General features: G+C 70.1%; 22 protein-coding genes. 7 read left to right on the forward strand and 15 right to left on the reverse strand.

All coding sequences use genetic code 11. The features are described from left to right. Positions 1-7: 7 nt before the first annotated feature. Genes ACIBH1_RS39460 through ACIBH1_RS39485 form a run of 6 tightly spaced genes read right to left on the reverse strand, consistent with a single transcriptional unit; the run spans position 8 to position 5,436 of the window. Positions 8-1,192, reverse strand: coding sequence for a RimK family alpha-L-glutamate ligase (locus ACIBH1_RS39460; protein WP_397319178.1), 1,185 nt, complete (start codon positions 1,190-1,192; stop codon positions 8-10). Continuing rightward, positions 1,189-1,902 (reverse strand): esterase family protein, encoded by a 714-nt coding sequence (locus ACIBH1_RS39465; protein ID WP_397319179.1) that lies wholly within the window; start codon positions 1,900-1,902, stop codon positions 1,189-1,191. The genes ACIBH1_RS39460 and ACIBH1_RS39465 overlap by 4 nt, the downstream gene beginning before the upstream one ends. Next, positions 1,902-2,834, reverse strand: a complete 933-nt coding sequence (locus ACIBH1_RS39470) for an alpha/beta hydrolase (protein WP_397319180.1) — start codon at positions 2,832-2,834, stop codon at positions 1,902-1,904. Before ACIBH1_RS39470 ends, ACIBH1_RS39465 begins: the two co-directional genes overlap by 1 nt. A 32-nt stretch (positions 2,835-2,866) precedes the next feature. Further along, the gene (locus tag ACIBH1_RS39475) at positions 2,867-4,168 is read right to left on the reverse strand and encodes a DUF2252 domain-containing protein (protein WP_397319181.1); all 1,302 of its coding nucleotides are present in this window, start codon (positions 4,166-4,168) and stop codon (positions 2,867-2,869) included. 3 nt (positions 4,169-4,171) lie between these two features. Next, positions 4,172-5,134: a hypothetical protein gene (locus ACIBH1_RS39480; RefSeq protein ID WP_397319182.1), complete on the reverse strand. Its 963-nt coding sequence runs from the start codon at positions 5,132-5,134 to the stop codon at positions 4,172-4,174. Further along, positions 5,131-5,436 carry a PadR family transcriptional regulator gene (locus tag ACIBH1_RS39485; protein WP_397319183.1) on the reverse strand — a complete coding sequence of 102 codons (306 nt, stop codon included), beginning with the start codon at positions 5,434-5,436 and terminating at the stop codon, positions 5,131-5,133. Before ACIBH1_RS39485 ends, ACIBH1_RS39480 begins: the two co-directional genes overlap by 4 nt. A gap of 57 nt (positions 5,437-5,493) precedes the next feature. Between ACIBH1_RS39485 and ACIBH1_RS39490 the strand changes: the two genes are divergently transcribed. Continuing rightward, complete coding sequence (locus ACIBH1_RS39490) at positions 5,494-6,060, forward strand: DinB family protein (protein WP_397319184.1); 567 nt, start codon at positions 5,494-5,496, stop codon at positions 6,058-6,060. Here ACIBH1_RS39490 and ACIBH1_RS39495 read toward each other — a convergent pair. The 3 genes from ACIBH1_RS39495 to ACIBH1_RS39505 form a co-directional block, all read right to left on the reverse strand. Continuing rightward, entirely contained in the window at positions 6,057-6,803 is a 747-nt protein-coding gene (locus ACIBH1_RS39495; RefSeq protein WP_397319185.1) for an SDR family oxidoreductase, read from the reverse strand. The two genes, ACIBH1_RS39490 and ACIBH1_RS39495, sit on opposite strands and share 4 nt — an antisense overlap. 70 nt (positions 6,804-6,873) lie before the next feature. Next, positions 6,874-7,962 (reverse strand): acyl-CoA dehydrogenase family protein, encoded by a 1,089-nt coding sequence (locus ACIBH1_RS39500; RefSeq protein WP_397319186.1) that lies wholly within the window; start codon positions 7,960-7,962, stop codon positions 6,874-6,876. After that, positions 7,949-8,524, reverse strand: coding sequence for a flavin reductase family protein (locus ACIBH1_RS39505; RefSeq protein WP_181607206.1), 576 nt, complete (start codon positions 8,522-8,524; stop codon positions 7,949-7,951). The genes ACIBH1_RS39500 and ACIBH1_RS39505 overlap by 14 nt, the downstream gene beginning before the upstream one ends. Before the next feature lie 88 nt (positions 8,525-8,612). On the opposite strand from ACIBH1_RS39505, the gene ACIBH1_RS39510 reads away from it, so the two are divergent. Next, positions 8,613-9,758 carry a thiolase C-terminal domain-containing protein gene (locus ACIBH1_RS39510; RefSeq protein ID WP_397319187.1) on the forward strand — a complete coding sequence of 382 codons (1,146 nt, stop codon included), beginning with the start codon at positions 8,613-8,615 and terminating at the stop codon, positions 9,756-9,758. Beyond that, the gene (locus ACIBH1_RS39515; protein WP_397319188.1) at positions 9,755-10,111 is read left to right on the forward strand and encodes a Zn-ribbon domain-containing OB-fold protein; all 357 of its coding nucleotides are present in this window, start codon (positions 9,755-9,757) and stop codon (positions 10,109-10,111) included. Before ACIBH1_RS39510 ends, ACIBH1_RS39515 begins: the two co-directional genes overlap by 4 nt. 107 nt (positions 10,112-10,218) lie before the next feature. Here ACIBH1_RS39515 and ACIBH1_RS39520 read toward each other — a convergent pair whose 3' ends face one another. Beyond that, on the reverse strand, positions 10,219-10,470 hold the full coding sequence (locus tag ACIBH1_RS39520; RefSeq protein ID WP_397319189.1) for a hypothetical protein: 252 nt from the start codon (positions 10,468-10,470) through the stop codon (positions 10,219-10,221). 210 nt (positions 10,471-10,680) lie between these two features. Here ACIBH1_RS39520 and ACIBH1_RS39525 point away from each other — a divergent pair, with 210 nt between their 5' ends. The 3 genes from ACIBH1_RS39525 (at position 10,681) to ACIBH1_RS39535 (ending at position 12,947) form a co-directional block, all read left to right on the forward strand. Continuing rightward, positions 10,681-11,430 carry a GntR family transcriptional regulator gene (locus ACIBH1_RS39525; protein ID WP_181607214.1) on the forward strand — a complete coding sequence of 250 codons (750 nt, stop codon included), beginning with the start codon at positions 10,681-10,683 and terminating at the stop codon, positions 11,428-11,430. 192 nt (positions 11,431-11,622) lie between these two features. Continuing rightward, a complete protein-coding gene (locus ACIBH1_RS39530) occupies positions 11,623-12,204 on the forward strand; it encodes a GNAT family N-acetyltransferase (protein ID WP_397319190.1) in 582 nt (193 codons plus the stop codon). Positions 12,205-12,266: 62 nt separating this feature from the next. Next, positions 12,267-12,947 (forward strand): copper homeostasis protein CutC, encoded by a 681-nt coding sequence (locus ACIBH1_RS39535; protein WP_397319191.1) that lies wholly within the window; start codon positions 12,267-12,269, stop codon positions 12,945-12,947. 9 nt (positions 12,948-12,956) lie between these two features. Here ACIBH1_RS39535 and ACIBH1_RS39540 read toward each other — a convergent pair whose 3' ends face one another. From ACIBH1_RS39540 to ACIBH1_RS39555, 4 genes are read right to left on the reverse strand one after another with little or no spacing between them, the layout of a single operon-like run. Then, entirely contained in the window at positions 12,957-13,925 is a 969-nt protein-coding gene (locus ACIBH1_RS39540) for a phosphotransferase enzyme family protein (RefSeq protein WP_397319192.1), read from the reverse strand. A 9-nt stretch (positions 13,926-13,934) separates the two neighbouring features. After that, the gene (locus tag ACIBH1_RS39545) at positions 13,935-15,671 is read right to left on the reverse strand and encodes a serine/threonine-protein kinase (protein ID WP_397319193.1); all 1,737 of its coding nucleotides are present in this window, start codon (positions 15,669-15,671) and stop codon (positions 13,935-13,937) included. Positions 15,672-15,695: 24 nt separating this feature from the next. Continuing rightward, complete coding sequence (locus ACIBH1_RS39550; protein WP_397319194.1) at positions 15,696-16,733, reverse strand: DUF6986 family protein; 1,038 nt, start codon at positions 16,731-16,733, stop codon at positions 15,696-15,698. Positions 16,734-16,773: 40 nt separating this feature from the next. Continuing rightward, positions 16,774-17,118, reverse strand: a complete 345-nt coding sequence (locus tag ACIBH1_RS39555) for a winged helix-turn-helix transcriptional regulator (RefSeq protein WP_397319195.1) — start codon at positions 17,116-17,118, stop codon at positions 16,774-16,776. A gap of 80 nt (positions 17,119-17,198) precedes the next feature. Between ACIBH1_RS39555 and ACIBH1_RS39560 the strand changes: the two genes are divergently transcribed. Beyond that, positions 17,199-17,780, forward strand: coding sequence for an LUD domain-containing protein (locus ACIBH1_RS39560; protein ID WP_397319196.1), 582 nt, complete (start codon positions 17,199-17,201; stop codon positions 17,778-17,780). Here ACIBH1_RS39560 and ACIBH1_RS39565 read toward each other — a convergent pair. Further along, positions 17,767-19,059 (reverse strand): FAD-dependent oxidoreductase, encoded by a 1,293-nt coding sequence (locus ACIBH1_RS39565; protein ID WP_397319197.1) that lies wholly within the window; start codon positions 19,057-19,059, stop codon positions 17,767-17,769. The two genes, ACIBH1_RS39560 and ACIBH1_RS39565, sit on opposite strands and share 14 nt — an antisense overlap. Positions 19,060-19,062: the final 3 nt, after the last annotated feature.

Raw genomic sequence — 19,062 nt, forward strand, 5'->3', positions numbered from 1 at the left:
CTAGAGCTTAGTTCTCTTTGAGCCACAACGTCATCAGGCCGCGGAAGTGCTCGACGAAGCGCTCGTGCTCGGCCGGTGGATAGGTGTGACGCACGGTGTCGACCAGCAGGTCGTCGAAGCCGGGACCGGCCACCCAGTCGCGCACCACCTGGTCGAGATGGGGCAGCCGCCTCGCGCAGAACTCGTGGTATCGCTCGGTCTCGAAGTAGTCGTCGGCCAGCTTGCGGTAGGCGGCCAGCCGGTCGGCGTAGTCGCCCTCGACCGCGAAGTACTCGCGGGTGTCGAGGTCGATGCGCGGGCGGCGGCCCGTCTCCGCGCAGAAGATAGTCCACTTGACCAGCGTCTTCATCGCCCAGGGGAAGTAGTAGTGCAGGCTCGTCAGCGCCACGTCGGGGCAGGCGTTGGCGTAGTCGATCGGGTGCACGTCGCTGCCCTTGACCAGCACCTCGCAGGAGTTGAACTCCCAGCGGAAGAAGGCGTTGACCAGCCGCGAGATCGTCACCACCTCCTCGCCCACCTCCGGCGACAGGAAGTTGTGATCGACCGCGTAGCGCGAGTGCATGGGCAGCTCGGGCTGGAACTTCATGACCATGGTCTCCGCGCCGATCGACAGGGACCGGGCGAAGGCGTCGTAGCCGTCGATCGCCTTCTGCAGGTGCATGAGCATCTCGCCGCTGGCGTCGTAGGCGGCGTGCAGCTCGGCGGGCGAGCGCACGATCGACACCCCCCGCCAGGCGCCGCCGTCGTAGGGCTTCATGACCAGGGGGTAGCCCAGCGACTCGGCGATCTCGTCGAGGTCGAAGGACCGGTTGTAGCGGGCCGAGGTGTAGGCGTACCGCGCGTTGTCCAGCGGGTTCTTGTACGGCACCAGCACGGTGTCGGGCACCTTGATGCCCATGCGCATCAACGCGCAGTAGGCCGTGTGCTTCTCCATCGCCTGGAAGGTGAACGGGCTGTTGAGCACGTACACGTCGTCCATCATGGCGATCTTCTTGAGCCACTCGCGCGGGTGGTAGTACCAGTAGGCCAGCCGGTCGATCACGACGTCGTGACGCGGTTTGTCGCGCAGGTTGAACGGCTCGATGGTGACCCGCTCGACGTCGAAGCCGTCGGTGGCCTCGCGCATGATGGCCTCGAAGGCCGTCGGCCAGTCCTCCTCGGTGCCCAGCAGCAGCCCGATCAGATGTCTCATACGAACCTCCCCAGGTGGTGTGCGAGCTGGGCGCGCCAGGAGGGCCAGTCGTGCGGTACGTCGTGGCCCCACAGGTCGAGCTCGTGCTTGATGCCCTTGGCGGCCAGCACGGCCGCCAGGCGCCTGGTGCTCTCCAGCGCGCCGGTGGTGTCCTCCCACCGGCCCTGTCCACAGACCAGCAGCAGGCTCACCCGGCCGCGCAGCCAGTCCAGGTGATCGCCGTGCAGGTGCGGCACGTAGTCCAGCGGGTTGTTGAAGTAGGCGGACTCGCCGCGCTCGCCCCAGCCGTGCCAGTGCGACGGGTCGTAGGTGCCCGACAGGCACAGCGCCAGCGGGAACAGGTCGGCGCGCCGCAGCGCGAGGTTGGCGGCGTGGAAGGCGCCCAGGCTGCAGCCGAACAGCATGATCTCCGCCGGTCCGGCGCAGTCGCCGTGGATGACGGGGACGACGCGGTCGAGGATCCAGCGCTCGTAGTCCTCGTGGCTCTTGGCCCTGGCCTCCATGGGCAGGTGCCGGTTCGACCAGCTCTGGGCGTCGTTGCTCGGGACGCAGTAGATCTTCACCCGGCCCGCCTCGACCAGGTGGCCGACGGCGCCGAGCATGCCGTTGTTCTCGAAGTCGGCGGCCTGGCCCTGCTCGCTGGGGAAGGCCAGCATCGGGCGTCCCCAGTGGCCGTAGGCGAGGACGCCGTCGCTCAGTTCGCGTCTCATCAGGTCATGTCCTGGAGTAACCGGCTCAGGTGGGGGTGGAAGGCGTCTCGCCAGGCCGTGTAGTTGTGCACATCCGCCACTTCCCGAAATGTCACGTCGTATCCCTGTAAGTCCAGAGCTTCCGCCAAAAGGCGGTTGTTGAAAAGGTTCTCCTCGGCGAGACCGCACGTCATCACGACGGGCACGGGGCGTCCCTTGCCGCGCTTGGCGCTCTCGACGAAGTCGGTGATCTGCTCGAAGCGGGGGAAACGCCGCTCCTGCGGGTCGTGCTCGCGCGTGAAGAAGCTGCCCGACTGCAGGAACAGCGCGTCGAACAGGTCCGGGTGGCGCCGGTGGGCGTGCAGCATGGCCAGGGCGCCCAGGCTCGTCCCCATCCCGATCCGGCGTCTGGCAGGTATGCGCCCCAGGACGCTCAGCGCGTCCGCGTAGTCGTCGTCGGCCGCGTAGGTGCGGTTGCGGTCGTGCGGCTGCAGCAGGGCCACCCACATCGGCCTGAACCAGGTATGCCGGATGCCCAGCTCCAGGTAGCGCAGCAACATCGCCAGCCGCGCGTACTCGGGGCCGTCATGGACGACCAGCAACGAGGGGAACGGGGGCGGTTCCGCCGGGCCGTACCAGGAGATGTCGAGCCCGGGTGCGGACACGATGGTCTCGCGCGACCACTCGTACGGCAGCGCGGGGTCGCGCACCCACGACGGCGTGCGGTACTCGGGGAACTCCAGCACGCTCTTGTCGCCGAAGACCCCGGCCACCCGCAGCGGGTTGCCGGGATCGAGGATCGTCTCCCGGCGGCCGTCACGATGGGTGACCTCGAAGAGGTACTCCATCCGGTCGACCCGCGGCCGGGGGACCTCCAGCCGCCATCCGCCCTGGGCGGGGGAGAGTTCCACCGTGTCGAGCCCGACCTCCTGGTAGAGGTGGACAGCGGACAACCTTCCCTGATCCGGAAGGAAGAAGGTCAGCATCAAAGCCCCGGCATGCGCCCGTTTCTGAACAGGTCCACGAAGACCTGATGGTCCTGACGGGCCTGTGCCCCATACGCGTGGGAGAAATCCACCAACATCGATATAAATCCGGAAGTATCGGAACCTATGCGCTCCACGATCGCCTCCTCCGTCGAGAAGTCGACCAGGTCGTGCGACGACTCGTCGTCGGCCACCGCGTGCATGCGCGCGACCGCCCGACCGAGGTCGCTCATGATCGAGCGCAGCTCCTCCGGCTCGTTGACGTCGTCCCAGTCGAGGTCGGCGGAGTAGGGCGAGACCTCCGCGACCAGCTGCCCGATCCCGTCGAGGGTGGTGTAGCCGAGCCACGGATCGGCGTAGGCCTGCAGTGCGCGCTGCGACTCGGCGGTGCGGTGCCCCTGGTGCAGGAAGTACCCCGACACCCGTTCGTCGGCGATGTGCCGGGCGACCGCGGGCACCTGGGCCTGCTTCATGTAGAGGATCACGTCGTTCTCCAGCGCCTGCGAGCGTCCCTCCAGCAGGAGGTTGTAGGAGGGCAGCCCGGCCGAGCCGATCCCGACGCCCTTGCGCAGCGCCACGTCCTTGATGTGGTGCTCGACGGGGCTGGAGGGCACCGGCAGGGTGCCCAGGTAGTCGTCGAAGGCCGCGCAGACCTTGCGCCTGGTGTCCTCGTCGACCTCCGTGCGGGTCTCGGTGATCGCGAAGCGCCGGTCGTAGGTGTCGACCACCGTCTCGTGGTCGAGCATCGCGACCCTGGTCGACAGCCGGGCGGTCTGCAGCACCCGGTGCAGCACCCCGCTGGTGGTGTCGAGGGTGAGTGAGCCGATCGCGTCGTCGCCGCCGTGCGCGATGCCGGTGAGCTCGACCAGGTAGGCCTGGCCGAACTCGCTCACGAGCTCCGAGATCGCGTCGTCCGAGAGCGCCTTGGCGTATCCGAGCAGCGCCACGCTGGCCGCGAAGCGCTTGAGGTCCCAGGTGTAGGGGCCGACGTAAGCCTCGTCGAAGTCGTTGACGTTGAAGACGAGCACGCCGGAGGCGTTCATGTAGGTGCCGAAGTTCTCGGCGTGCAGGTCGCCGTGGATCCACACGCGCCTGGTCTGGTCGTCGAGGTAGGAGTCGTCGGCGAACGGCCCGGCCATGTCGGCGTAGAACAGGCAGGCGCTGCCTCGGTAGAAGGCGAAGGGCGAGGCCGCCATCTTCCGGAACTTACGGGAGAAGGCGACAGGGTCCTGCTTGATGGAGTCCCCGAACTCCGTCATGAGGACGCCGAGGACGTGGGACTCGCGAACCTCAGAGCTCATGATTCACAGTACGGCGCGCGGATCCACGCGACCAGGGCTCGGCATGGCGCGCAGCCCGCTCACCCAGAGCGCGGGGACCAGGACGCCCAGCATCGCCAGCTGGACCGCGCCGGAGATGACGGCCCCCTGGTTGAACTGGGGGTCGAGCAGGAGGGGCAGCCGGCTGGCCAGCAGGGGCAGGCCCAGCACGCCCAGCGCCAGCGCCGCGGGGGCGGGGAAGGGACGCCGGGTGAACACCAGGACCGACGCGACGACGAGCAGCAGTGACGCCACGCCCTCGCCGGAGGCCCACGGCCAGATCCACATCCAGCTCTCGTCCAGGCCGGAGGTCAGCGAGGAGGCGATCAGGAAGTACACGAGGCCCACGGCCATGACCGGCACGATGGCGAACCAGGACACCACCGGAGCGGTCGAGTCGCGGTGGTGACCCAGGAGCAGCGCGAGCGTGGCGAGCACGGCCATGGCCGTGGTGCCGAGCCACAACTCGACCGGGAAGACGCCGACCATGATCACGATGATGACCTGCATGAACACGGTGAACGCCAGGCCGGCCAGCGCCAAGCTCCTGGCGGGGCGCACCGCGCCACGGGCCAGGGCGGCGAAGGCCAGCAGCCAGGAGATCGACAGCCCGATGTTGGCCGCCTCGGCGAGCCGGTCGTCGATCGGGCTGACGATGGCCGACATCAGGGTCACCGACGCCAGCAGGGCCTGCAGGCCGATGCCGAACAGGGCGGTGAGGCGCAGGGTCCGGCCCCAGGCCACCCCTCTGGGGCTCCAGCTGAGCCGCACCCTGACCGCGAGGGCTGCGACGCTGAAGATCTCGTCCCACGGGGGCCGAGGTCCCGTCTCGTCGGGGGAGTCGTAGGCCTCCAGGAAGGCGGCGACCATCTCCTCCTCGCGCTCGGCCCGGTAGGGGGCGGGAAGCAGCCTCAGAACGCTGCGGTAGCGCTGCTCCAGCAGGGTCATGCGGTCACCGTCCTGGTGCGCAGCCGCTCGGTGGCGGTCCTGACGTTCTCGGCCAGCCGGGCCGCTTCGTGTTCCAGGGCCGCGGCCCCGTCGTCGGTGAGGCGGTAGTAGCGGCGCAGGCGCCCCTTCTCGGCCTCCTCCCGGTCGAGCACGACCAGGCCCTCGGTGGCCAGCCGGTCGAGCACCCCGTACAACGTCCCGATCTTCAGCTGCATCCGTCCCCCGGACAGCCGCTCGACCTCCTGGACGATGCCGTAGCCGTGCCTGGGCTCTCCCACGAGGGCGGTGAGCGTCAAGAACATGGGCTCCGTCATATTCACCCCATCATCATATCCTGAGAGTCACGATATGATGCGGCCATGAAGAAAGAACTTGTCACCTACCTCCAGAGCGCCCGCGAGGCGATGGTCTGGAAGCTCGAAGGCCTGTCGGAGTACGACGCGCGCCGCCCCATGACCCCCACGGGCACGAACCTGCTGGGCCTGATCAAGCATCTGGCCAGCGTCGAGCTGGAGTATTTCGGCCTCGTCTTCGGCCGCCCGTCAGGAGTCGAGCTGCCGTGGTTCTCCGACGACGCCGAGCCCGACGCCGACATGTGGGCCACGGCAGAGGAGTCGCGTGAGGAGATCGTGGCCCTGTATCGCACCGCCTGGGAGAAGGCCGCCGCCACCTTCGAGGCGCTTGAGCTCGACTCGACCGGCGAGGTGCCGTGGTGGCCCGCCGAGCGCAGGAAGGTGACGCTCCACCGGATCCTGGTCCACATGATCGCCGAGACGAACCGGCACGCCGGGCATGCCGACATCCTGCGCGAGACCATCGACGGCGCGGCCGGGCTGCGCGAGGGCAACGACAACCTGGGCGCCCACGGCCCCGGGTGGCAGGCCGCCCACCGCGAACGCCTGGAGGAGATCGCCGGCCGCGCCTAGGGGTGCTGGCTCGACACCGAGACCACCTCGCCGGTCATGTAGCCCGAGTAGTCACTCGCCAGGAAGACGATCACGTTGGCCACCTCCCACGGTTCGGCGGCCCGGCCGAAGGCCTCCTGCGCGGCCAGCTGCTGGAGCAGCTCCGGCGAGGTGACCTTCTCCAGGAAGGCGTGCATGGCCAGCGAGGGGGCCACGGCGTTGACACGGATGCCGTGCGGCGCGGCCTCCAGCGCCACGCACCTGGTCAGCGCCATCACCCCGGCCTTGGCCGCGGCGTAGTGCGACTGCCCGCGCTGCGCCCGCCAGCCGATCACCGAGGCGTTGTTGACGATCACGCCCTGCCCGCGGGGGATCATGCGGCGCAGGGCGGCCCGGGTGCAGCGCATCGTGCCGGTGAGCGTCACGTCGAGCACGGTGTCCCACTCGCGGTCGGTCATCTCGGCCAGCTCCGCCGTACCGCCGAGTCCCGCGTTGTTGACCAGCACGTCGAGCGGGCCGCAGGCCTCGAACATGGCCTGGACCTGCTCCTCGTCGGTCACGTCGCAGGGGATCGCCCGCGCGCCCAGCTCGGCGGCGGCCTCCTTCAGCCGCCGCTCGTGACGGTCGGAGACGATCACCCGCGCGCCCTCCTCGGCGCAGCGCCGCGCGGTCGCGAACCCGATCCCCGCTCCGGCGGCCGCCGTGACCAGGACGGTCTTGCCGTTCAGCAGGCCATGACTCTTGCCAACAGGAAAGCTGCCCATCAGCCGGCCGCCCCTCTCTCGGTGATGGTGAACGCCCCAGCGTCAGCCCGTTTCGCAGCTTTCCCATTGGTCACTTCGGCAGCCCCAGGACTCGTTCGGCGATGAGGTTGCGCTGGATCTCGCTCGATCCGGCGTAGATGGTGTCGGCGCGGCTGAACAGGTACAGCCGCTGCAGCTCGGTCAGCTCGCCGCCCGGCGCGACCAGCCCGCCGAGTCCCTGGACGGCCTGGGCCAGCTCGCCGAGCCTCCTGTGCCACTCCGACCAGTACAGCTTGGCCGTGGCCAGGTTCGGGTCGCGGTGGCGCATGATCTGCAGCTCGATCCACGACTGGGTGAGGCGGTCGAGCAGGACCGGGTCGCGCAGCTCCCCGGCGGCCTCGACCACCTTGGCGAACTCGCGCTGGAAGCCGATCTGCTGGGCGAGCGTCGAGACGCCGCGCTCGTAGCCGAGCGTCGCCATCGCCACCTTCCAGCCCTCGCCGGGCTCGCCCAGGATGTCGCCCGCGGCCGCCCGGGCGCCGTCGAAGAAGACCTCGTTGAACTCGCTGGTTCCGGTCAGCTGGACGATCGGGCGCACCTCGACGCCCGGCTGGTCCATCGGGACGAGCAGGTACGACAGGCCGCGGTGCCGGGTCGAGCCGGGTTCGGTACGGCACAGCACGAAGATCCAGTCGGCGACGTGGGCGAGGGAGGTCCACACCTTCTGCCCGGTGAGCACCCACTCGTCGCCCCGTAGCACCGCCCTGGTCTGCACGTTGGCCAGGTCGGAGCCGGCGTTGGGCTCGGAGTAGCCCTGGCACCACAGCTCCTCGCCGCGCTGGATCGGCGGCAGGAACCTGCGCTTGTGCTCCTCGGTGCCGAAGTCGAGGATCGTCGGGCCGATCAGGTTCTCGCCGATGTGGCCGACCCTGGCGGGGGCGTCGGCCTTGGCGTACTCCTCGTGGAAGGCGATCTGCTCCTCGACGGTGGCCGCGCGCCCGCCGTGCTCCTCCGGCCAGCCGAGGCAGGTCCAGCCGGCCCGGCCGAGGTGGCGTTCCCACGCCTGCCGTACCTCGAAGCCCTCGTGCTCGCGTCCTGGGCCGCCCAGGCCGCGCGCGTGCGCGAACGGGCCGGTCAGCGCCTCGTCGAGCCAGGCGCGGGCCTGCTCACGGAGCGTCACGGAAGGCCCCGTAGCCCCCGCGGAAGAACACCAGCGGTCCGCCCTCGGCGTGCGTGTCGAGTTGCAGGACGCGGGCCACGACGATGACGTGGTCGCCCGCCGGGTGCTCGGCCTCGATCGAGCAGTCGATCCAGGCCAGCGCGCCGTCGAGCACCGGGCTGCCGCCTGGGGAGTCGCTCCAGCCCAGGCCGGCGAACTTGTCACCGCCCCTGGAGGCCAGTTGCAGGCAGATGCGCTGCTGGTCCTCGGCCAGGACGTTGACCGTCAGGGTCTTGGCGCTGCGCAGGCGCGGCCAGCTGGTGCTGGTGTGCGCGACGCAGAAGGCGACCAGCGGCGGATCCAGGGAGACCGACGTGAAGGAATTGGCGGCCAGGCCGCAGGGGTCGCCTGAGGTGGGGTCCAGGGCCGTGATCGCGACCACACCGGTGGCGAACCTGCCCAGCACCGTGCGGAAACGCTGACCGTCGAGCTGGTTCCCGTTATGGGGGTGCATGGCGGCTCCGTTGCGTGGGTGACCGTTGCACTCCTCGGGCGCGAGCAGCCGTGCCGCGTGAGTGCTCATGGTCGCCTCCTTCAGCCGTATCATACCAAGCGCTTGCTTGGACGGTAGGTGGCTTGCTCGGAAAGTGTCAAGCGCTTAGGTTGAGGGTGTGGCCAAGCGCTTGCTTGCTTTCTCTGATCGTACGGCTGTCGCGGGCGTCGGATACACGGACTTCTCCAAGAACTCCGGCGTCAGCACCCTGACCCTGGCCTGCCGCGCCATCCTCGCCGCCCTCGACGACGCCGGGCTCGGCGTGGACGACGTCGACGGGATCGCCACCCACCGGGTCGGCGACTCCGTGCCGCCCTCCACCGTCGGCCCCGCGCTCGGCATGAACGCCCCCACCTGGTATCTGGACCAGTTCGGCGGCGGGAGCGTCTCGCACTCGGTCGTTGGGCAGGCCGCCCTGGCCGTCGCCGCAGGACTGGCCGAGACCGTCGTCTGCTACCGGGCCATCAACGCCCGCTCCGAGTTCCGCATGGGCACCGCCTCCTCGCCCGGTATGGAGGCGCAATACCAGGTGCCCTACGGGCTGGCCCAGCCGCTGCAGCACTTCGCCATGGCCGCCAGGATGCACATGATCCGCTACGGCACCACGGCCGAGCAGCTGGGCCGGATCGCGGTGCGCCAGCGGGCCCACGCGGTCAAGAATCCGCGGGCGCTCATGCGGGTGCCGATCACCCTCGACGACTACCTGGCCAGCCGGTGGATCGCCGAGCCGTTCCGGCTGCTCGACTGCTGCCTGGAGACCGACGGCGCCTGTGCCGTGGTCGTCACCTCGGCCGAGCGGGCCCGTTCGCTCCGCCGTACGCCGGTCCTGATCTCGGCGGCGGCCTGGGGCGGCGGCGACTCGTTCCTGTCCGGCGCCTCACCCGCCGACCCGACCGTCACCGCCGCCGCCGCGCTCGCCCCCCGCCTGTACGGCCAGGCAGGGCTCGGACCGCCGGACATCTCGGTCGCGATGTTGTACGACTGCTTCACCTACTCGGTGCTCGTGCAGCTGGAGGACTACGGCTTCTGCGCCAAGGGCGAGGGCGGCGACTACCTGGAGGAGTCGCTGCCGTTCAACACCCACGGCGGATTCCTGTCCGAGGGGTACGTGCACGGGCTCAACCACGTCGCCGAGGCCGTCTCCCAGCTGCGGTGGGAGGCGGGTGACCGGCAGGTGCCCGGGGCGGCGGCCGCGCTGTCGACCTCACAGCCGGGCTACGTCCTGCCCGCCACCTCGGCGCTCATCCTGCGGAGGGACTCGTGACCGACCGGGACTCCGCGGCGTGGTGGGAGCTGGTGGCGCAGGGGCGGCTGGAGGTGCAGGAGTGCTCGCACTGCGGCACGCTGCGCTTCCCCGCACGGGCCTTCTGCCCGCGGTGCCGTACGGAGGAGTGGCGGTGGCACGCGGTCGAGCCGGTGGCCGAGGTGGACAGCTGGATCGTGGAGCGGCGCACGACGCCGCCGACCACGATCGTCCGGGTGCGGCTGGCCGACGCCCCGCACGTCGTCATGTACGGCAACTGGCGGGCTGAGCGGGAGCCGGCGCCGGGGGAGCGGGTCGGGGCGGTCTTCGACGAGGGTCCCAAGGTCAACTGGGCGCCGCTCACTCGACCCTGACGGCTCGCGGGACGGAAAACGCGTCCTGGCGGGCGTGGGGGACCCGCCAGGACGCGCCTCCTTCCCCGGACGTGATCGTGACCAGGACTCCGGCGAGGGTTGGAGTCCTAGCCCGAGTGCTCACGCACGGAGCCGGTGGGGGAGTGTTCCTCCTCGAGGTGCTGGCCGTGCCGGTAGCGCTCGGCGATGCGTTGCGCCGCGCCGACCGGATCGTCGATGGGATGCGTGATCGTCGCGCCCTCCTCGGTCCACACGAACGACCCGTCCTTGCACCACACGGTCAACTCGGTGAGCACCGACAACACGGACATGCCGTTGGCGTTGCTCTGGTAGGTGTGGGTGAACCCCTGGCGATGCAACGCGTAACGCAGTAAACGTGTTGCCTCGCGGGGGTCATGCCAGGGCAGATACGACGTGGCCGAGAGCACCGGGCTCACCCCCTCGAAGGACTCCGCCTTTGATGGATTTGTACCAACGAATGGATGATGCGGCTGTCAAGGGCGTCCGGTCAAGGGGTTCTGGCCTGCTAGAACCAGATCGTCTAAATTGTTGGAACAAAAGGGGTGAAAGTGGCAGCGTCCCCGCTTTACCGCCAGGTGGCCTCGATCTTGCGGCAGGCCATCTACTCAGGCGTCTACAAGCCCGGTGACGTTTTGCCCACAGAGGCGGAGCTTCAGGACAAGTACGGCATCAGCCGGAACACCGCTCGAAACGCCTTGATCATGTTGCTGAACGAGGGTCTCATCACCCGGACCCCGCGCATCGGTTCCGTCGTCCGTGAGCGCCGCGCGCTGCTCATCCACCCGCAGCGCGAGCTCGAGCCCCAGCCGGAGGGAGAGATCAGGGAGGCGTTCGCCACGGCGGTGCGGACCGAGGGGCGCGAGTTCAGCCAGGACATCATGATCGAGACCGTCGGCGCGGACGACGAGATAGCCGGCCGGCTGGAGCTCGGCGACGGAGAGTTCGCGATCGTACGGCGGCGCCTGCGTTACGTGGACGGCCAGCCGTACAACATCAACGACTCCTACTATCCGCGCAAGATCGTCCAGCTCTCCGAGATCGCGGAGCCTGGCGACATCAGGAGAGGCGCCAACCGGGTCCTGCAGGAGCTCGGCCACAGGCAGGTACGCGTCGTGGACGACATCATGGGCAGGATGCCCACGCAGCGGGAGGCAGAGCTCCTCCAACTGGACGCCGGCACGTGCGTGCTGGTGTTCGTCCGCGTCGGGTACGACGCGAGCGACACGCCGGTCCGTGTCGCGGTGTCGGTGTTTCCCGCCGACAAGCACTTGATCAGATACGAGCTCGATCTCGACTGAGCGAGCTCGCTTGGGGGTGATCTCGCCGATCGGCGCCCCGCGGGCCTTTTCGGACTTGCCGCGCCGGTGTTGGGAGTAGTGCATACTCCCGAAAATTCGATTTATCCAGAAATATCCGGATATGTGCAGCGCGCCATCACTCGAACACAGTCCGTGTTCACGCGCACACCCACCGCAACGAAGGGATGTCCGATGCACTCGAAGACCCTCCTTGCTCCACTGACCCTCCGGCGAGCGGAGCCCGGCGACCTCTCAGGCGTCCTCACCCTCCTCGCAGACACCTCCGAATGGCTGCATTCCCAAGGAGTACGGCAATGGCCGCGCGGCGGGTTCGGCCCGGAGCGCATCGAGCCGCTGATCGCCGAGGGCACGCTCTACGTGCTGGAGTCCGGGCTGTTCGACCCCGTGGCCAGCATCGCGCTCGACACCCACGCCGACCGCGAGTTCTGGACCACGGCCGACCGCCCGGCCGACGCGCTCTACGTGCACAAGCTGGCCGTCTCCCGCGGCTGGTCGGGAAGCGGCCTGGGCGACGCCCTGCTGGACTGGGCCGGCGGTTGCGTGGGGGACGCCGGGCTGCGCTGGCTGCGGCTTGACTGTGCCAAGGACAACGCGCGGCTGCAGGACTACTATCGGCGACGCGGGTTCACTCACCTGCGCACGGTGGATCTCCCCCACCGGGCCTCGGGGGCGCTCTTCCAGCGTGCCGCCGCCCGCGCCGACCACCACGAGCTCTTCAGGGATCTGACCACGTCGGAGCTGGTCAGCGCCTGAGGCTCCAGAAAATGCCCCCTTCCCGCCCGGAAGGGGGCAGATCAGGCGATAGCCTTTGCCCGATGACTGGTTCACTGCTTGAAGTGATCGCGCTCGACGTGCGCGACGCCGTGGCCGCCGAGCGCGGCGGTGCCGACCGCCTGGAGGTCGTCGCCGACATGTCCGCCGACGGGCTCACCCCCGCCCCGGAGACCGTCGCGACCATCGCCGGCGAGTGCGCGCTGCCGCAAATGGTCATGATCCGCGCCACGGCAGGCTTCACCGCCGACGCCGAGACCCTCGACGGCCTGCGCCGGTCGATCAAGGAACTGTCGTCCGCGGGGGCCGCTGGATTCGTCTTCGGCTTCCACGACGCCGACGGCATGGTCGACCTGGCCGCCACGGAGGCGATGATCCACGCGGCGTCGCCGCTGCCGTGGACCTTCCACCGCGCCGTCGACCACGCGGCCGACATGCACGCCGCCTGGCGTGCCGTCCGCCTCCTCCCCAACCTGGCCACCGTCCTCACCTCGGGAGCCCCCTCGGGGGTCACCGACGGCCTGCCGGTCCTCAAGGCCCGCGCCGAGGCGGGGGACGCCTCGCTGATCCTCGCCGGAGGCGGCCTGAAGCCCGAGCACGTCCCGGAACTGCTGTCGTACGGCGTGCGCGCGTTCCACGTGGGCAGCGCTGTGCGCGGCTCCTGGCGCGAGGCGGTCGACCCGGCGCTGGTGGGCAAGTGGCGTCAACTGGTGGACCGCGACTGACCCGCGGCGTCAGGCGAGGCCCAGAAGCCGATCGCGCTCCTGGGCCATAAGCCGTTGCAGCGCACCGTGGAGCCCGTGCAGCCACTGCGGGTGCCCGCTGCCCGGCACCACGTCGAGGACGTGCCTCAGCACGATGACCGTGTCCGCGGCGCGGGCCAGGTCGAAGAGCGGCACCCAGGCCAGCCCGTCGTCGTCCAGACCCCGCACCGACCGGTAGCCGCTGACGAAGGCGTCGAACAGCGGTGACCCTTCCCGCCCCGGCAGCTCGTCGACCGCCTTGGAGATGTCGGCGGCGAACCACGATGCGCCGGCGTCGTCGAAGTCGAACGCGGTGACCGTGTCGCCGTCCCAGGCCAGGTTGTCCAGCTCGAAGTCGTTGTGCGTCAGGCCGAACACCGCGTCGTCCCGGGGCAGGGCGTCCACCCGGTCGGCCAGGGACAGGATGGCCGCCACCAGGGGCGGATCGTCGGGGAAGGCGGACTCGGCTCGGCGCAGGTCGATCGTCGCCGGGGGCAGAGGCTCGACCTTGAGCCCGTGCAGGCCCGCCAGGGCGGCGCCCCAGCGGCGGGCCCGGGCGGGGGTGAGGTCGGCGATCCGGATGGGGCTTCCGGCGGCGCCCTCGACGAGCATCACGTGGTAGTCGCCGAGCTCGGTGCTCACCGTCTCCACGAGCCGTCCATGCGCGGACGGCACGGCTGCGGCGACGCCCGCTCCGAGGCGGGCGAGATCGGCGACGAGCCGGGCCGAGCCGGCCACCCGCGCCGGGTCGCGGTGGGCGGCGGGGACGGCTCGCAGGTAGCGCGCGCCGTACGGGAAGGCCGGGTCCCTGACGGCGAAGACGTGGGTGGCGCTCGATCGGCGGAAGAGGGCCCGGCGCGGCGCGACCTGCCAGGGTGCGGCGAGGGTGTCGGCGACGGGGCTGGACCCGTCGCCGTCGACGGTCGTGCTCATGGCGTGGATCTCGGTCAGCGGCATCATCGCCAGGGATCACTGCCCGTCCTGGTAGACCATGGGACCCGACTCCATGAACGCGGCGCGGGAGGCGTCCTTGAGCCACTTGGCCGCGCTGGAGGCCCGGGTGAGGTTCGTGTAGACGGCCAGGGTACGGATCACGTACCGGCCGCGCTGTCCCGTCCACGAGTACAGCTGGACGTCCCACCAGTCCGACGTGTAGCAGATGCCCGACGACCCGGGACCCTCCTGTGGGCACCGGATGCCCCAGTCCTGCACGTAGACGTTCTTGAGCCGGGAGTACGCGGTGCGGGCCCTGGCCGCGTCCTTCAGCGGGACGACCCAGACGGTCACCATGATGCGGCCCTTCGGGGCACCCGAGCCGATGTAGGCGCCCACGGCCATGTCGCCGCAGCGTGCCTTGCGCAGCGCGGATTTGACCCGTTCGTCGGGCCACGGGCTCGGGCAGCCCTCGACTCCGGCCGCTTCGCGGCTGAAGCGCACTCCCTGAGGGCTCTCGAATGACACCGGGAGCAGGGCGTCGGCGGTGAGCGGGGTCGGATCGGTGCTCTGCTTGTCGAGGTCGGCGGGGTTGAAGGGGTCCTCGGCCGGTTCTTCCGTCGGCTCCTCGGTCGGCTCCTCCGAAGCGCTCGGCGTCGGCGCGGAGGAGGAAGCGGAGGAGGTCGCCGCGGAGGTAGCGGCGGAGGAGGACTGGGAGGTGGCGGCCGGGTCGCTCGACAGCGCTCCCCGGACCGCGTTCTTGATCACGGCCCGGACGCCCACGACGACCAGGACCAGCGCCACCGCCCCGGCGCCGACGGCCAGGCCGATCTTCTTCGTCCGGCCCGCACCGCCGGGCGGCGGTGGGGGAGGGGGAGAGGCACTCCACCCCGGAGGCGGGTCCACCAGGGTCGGCGGGTAAGGCCGGACGGTGAGCCGCTCGGAGTCCGGCATGCTCGTCGTCGGGTGCGAGGGGGGCGGCTCGTCGCCGGTCAGGCGGCGCAGCAGGGTCGCGGCGCTCGGCCGGGCCGCGGGGTCCTTGGCCAGGCAGGCCGCCAGCGCCGGGCGCAGTTCCTGCGGCACGGACGACAGGTCGGGTTCGCGGGTGAGGATGGCGTGCATGATCACCGGAAAGGTGTCGCCCCGGAAGGCAGGCTGCCCGGTTGCCGCGTAGATCATGGAGGACGCCCAGCTGAACAGGTCGGCCGCCGGGGTGATCGGCGCTCCGCCGAACTGCTCGGGCGCCATGTAGACGGGGGTGCCCATCACGCTGTGCGTGGCCGTCTGGTCGGTCACCCTGGCGATCCCGAAGTCGATCACCACGGGCCCTTCCGGCCCCATGATCACGTTGTGCGGCTTGAAGTCGCGGTGGATGATCCCGGCCCGGTGGATGGCCGCGAGCGCGGTGAGCGTGGCCACCGCGAGCCGCTCCAGCCCGCTGCCCGAGCGCGGCCCCTCGGTCCTCACCAGCAGGTCGAGCGATGGTCCCGGGATGTGCTCGCTGACGATGTACGGCCGGCCGTCCACCAGGCCCGTGTCCAGGACACGCGCGGTGCAGAACGCGGCGACCTGGCGCGCCGCCTCGGCCTCGCGCAGGAAGCGCCGGCGCGCGTTCTCGTCCGCCGCGGCTCCCGCGTGGAGAACCTTGATCGCGACCTGCTCAGGGGTGGATCCCTGGCCCAGGTAGACCGTCCCCTGGCCGCCCCGCCCCAGGACCGAGGTCACCCGGTAGGGCCCGATCTGACGTAAATCTTGCGGCGTGAGCGAATGCACAAGATCTCACCATAGCCCCCTGGGCTACCGGGACCCGAGCGCGCCGTCCGCCCGGCGAAGGGCCGCGGCCAGGGTCTTGACGGTCGCCGGCTCGTCCATGATGCCCGCCACCTGGCTCTGCGCCTCCCAGGCGTCGACCCGCTCCCGGTAGGAGGGGTAGGTCGCCAGGTGGAACGCGTACACGGTGGCGAAACGGCTGACCAGATGTGAGGGGTGCATGTCCCAGCCCTGGTAGAACCCGTTCGAGAGCGAGTGCCGCACAAGCGCCGCGTGCCGTACCCACAGGGCGTGCACGTCGTCGGAGGCGTCGGAGGCCGGGGAGGCCGCCAGGGAGCCGTCCGACAGTTCCACGGCGGTGGTGGAGAAGGCGGTCTGCATGAGGTTGCGCGCGTGGTCGCAGGCGGGGTGGTCGAGGCGTTGCTCGTGCGGTGGCAGGCCGAGCGAGGCGGTGTAGTCGAACACGCCGAAGTGCGCGGCGGCCAGGCGCGGGTCGAGGCCGGGGCGGAGGAAGGGCAGGGTGCGGGGGTCCTCCACCTGGAGTTCGAAGGTCAGCTCCGAGCCCAGGGAGCCCAGCAGCGACGAGAAACGCGGGACGTACGACTCTTCGAGGACCTTCGGGAAGGTCACCGTGAATCCGGGCGGAAGGGACTCGAAGGACTCCAGGAACAGCCGCAGCGTGCGCTCGGAGCGGTCCTCGTCGTCGGCGTAGGACTTGACGCGCAGGCCCCAGCGCCGCGGGAGCGCTCCGGCGTCGTGCAGCGCCTGGACGGCGGTCACGGCGGCGGCGACGTGGTCGTCCTCCTGGTCGGGGCGGTTGCCGTAGCCGTCCTCGAAGTCGATGCGCACGTCCTCGATGGGCTCGTCGGTGAGCTTGGCGACGACCCTGGGGTGGACGGCGCGCGCCAGGTCGAGCGGGACGTCGAAGACGGAGGCGAGCTCGTCGGGGGAGGGCAGGTGCTTGTGCAGCAGGTCCAGGGCCTCCTGGCCCCAGGTGGTCACGGTCGCGGCGGTGAAGCGGTCGGCCGGAACGTAGACCGTGTGGATGGGCTGCCACCCTGACATGAGATTCCTCCAGAAACGTCCCCGAATCTGGCTGAGTGTCTCACACGGCGTGCTGTGCTCGTTCGGCGAAACGCTGCCTGGCCAGCTCGATCTCCGAGGTATGGGACTCGCCCCAGTTCATCACCGTCCATGCGGATTCGAGCAGCGAGTGGCCCAGTCGCGTCAGCTCGTAGTCGACGCGGGGCGGGACGGTCGGGTGGACGGTCCGCTCCAGCAGGCCGTCCTCCTCCAGGGCGCGCAGGGTGGCGGTGAGCATGCGCTTGCTGATCGCGGGCAGCGCGCGCCGCAGCTCCATGAAACGGCGGGTGCCCGACGACAGCTCGTGCATGACGGCCACGCTCCACTTGTCGCCCAGCCGGTCGAGCGTCTCCTTGGCGATGCACATGAGCTGGTTCCCTCCGTGTGACCGGGGCAGAAAAAAGTGCCGTCTGCCACTCCAGGGTAAACCTACTCACAATCTAGGGCATGACGACTTTCGCAGAGCCCGCAGGCGCTGAGCAGCTTCAGCGGGCGACACAGGGACTGACCGACCGTGGCTTCGCCGTACAGGTCGTGGACACCGCGGAGGAGGCCAGGAAGCTGGTCGCCGACCTGGTGCCGAGGGACAGGAGCGTGTTCACCGCGGTGAGCGAGACGCTCAGGCTGGCGGGCATCAACGCCGACCTCGACGAGTCGGGCGACTACCGGTCCATCCGCGCCGATCAGGGTGAGAAGGCGGCCTCCGCCACGCCCGACTACATCGTGGGCAGCGTGCACGCCGTGACCGAGGCGGGCCAGGTGGTGGTCGCCTCGGCCAGCGGCAGCCAGCTCGGGCCGTACGCCGCGGGGGCGGGCAGGGTCATCTGGGTGGTCGGCTCCCAGAAGATCGTGAAGGACCTCGACACCGGGCTCAGGCGCACCTGGGAGCACACGCTGAAGCTGGAGTCGGAGCGCATCGAGCGGTTGTACGGCCAGCCGTCGTTCATCGCCAAGCTGCTCATCGTGGAGCGGGAGCACGACCCGGAGCGGGTGACGGTGGTGCTGGTGCGCGAGGCTATCGGTTTCTGATCGCCGCGTTCATGGCGTCGAGGCCGACCAGCTTGACGCGCTCGCCCCGCTCCAGCGACCTGGCGAGTTCGGCCTCGGCGGCCTCGATGTCGAGCCAGTCGTCGTAGACGACGGGCCGGACGCCCTTGGACGCCAGCAGCGTGTCGAGGTCGGTCGAGCGCCCCGACGGGGCGTCGGCCAGCAGGGTGCGCACGGTCTCGGCGGCGTCGGACTTGTTGGTGCCGATCACGCCGGTCGGCCCGCGCTTGAGCCATCCGGCGACGTATTCGCGCTCGCGCACCCGCCCGGCGACGTGGGGCACGGTCATCGTCTCGGTGGAGAACGGCACGCCGGGCAGAGGCACGCTCTGGTAGCCGACCGAGCGCAGCACCATGCCGACGGGAAGCGTTTCGTACTCGCCGGTGCCGACCACACGCCCGTCGACCAGGTGCGTGCGCTCCAGCCGGAGCGCCTCGACGCGGTCGGTGCCGAGGATCTCGACGGGCCGCAGCCAGAAGCGCACGTCGAGGCGGCGGGGCCGGCCCACGGGGGCGCGGGCCGCCCACGACTGCAGCACGTCGATGTTGCCGCGCACCTGGCGGGGGAAGTCGCCGCCGAGCACCACGGCCTCCTCGGGCCGCACGCACACGTCGGCGTTGGCCACCTCGCCCAGCTCGCGCAGCTCCTTGAGGGTGAACTTGGCGTGCTCGGGCCCGCGGCGGCCGATCATGTGGATCGCCTTGACCTGCGAGGATTCCAGGCGCTCCAGCACGTCGTGCGGGATGTCGGTGCCGCGCAGGTCGTCGTGGGTCTTGGCCAGGATGCGGACCACGTCGACCGCGACGTTGCCCACGCCGATCACGGCCACTTCCGGGCTGTCGAGGGTGAAGCGGTCGGGGGAGACGTCGGGGTGGCCGCAGTACCAGTTGACGAAGTCGGTGGCGGCCACGCTGCCCGGCAGGTCCTCGCCGGGGATGCCCATGCGCCGGTCGACCATCGCCCCGGTGCAGTAGACGACCGCGTCGTAGCAGGTGAGCAGCTCCTCGACGGAGACGTCGACGCCGAGCGTGACGCCGCCGACGAAGCGCACCTGGGGCAGTTCGAGCACATTGCGCAGGTAGTTGGCGATGGACTTGATCGAGGTGTGGTCGGGGGCGACGCCGTACCTGACCAGCCCGTACGGCGTGGGCAGGCGTTCCAGGACGTCGACCTGGACATCGGGGGGAGCCAGCTTGACGAGGGCTTCGGCGGTGTAGATCCCGGCAGGTCCCGATCCGACGACTGCGACGGTCAGCGCCACCTG

It is taken from the genome of Nonomuraea sp. NPDC050663 (genome assembly GCF_044456985.1).
In the GTDB taxonomy this organism is placed as follows: Bacteria; Actinomycetota; Actinomycetes; order Streptosporangiales; family Streptosporangiaceae; genus Nonomuraea.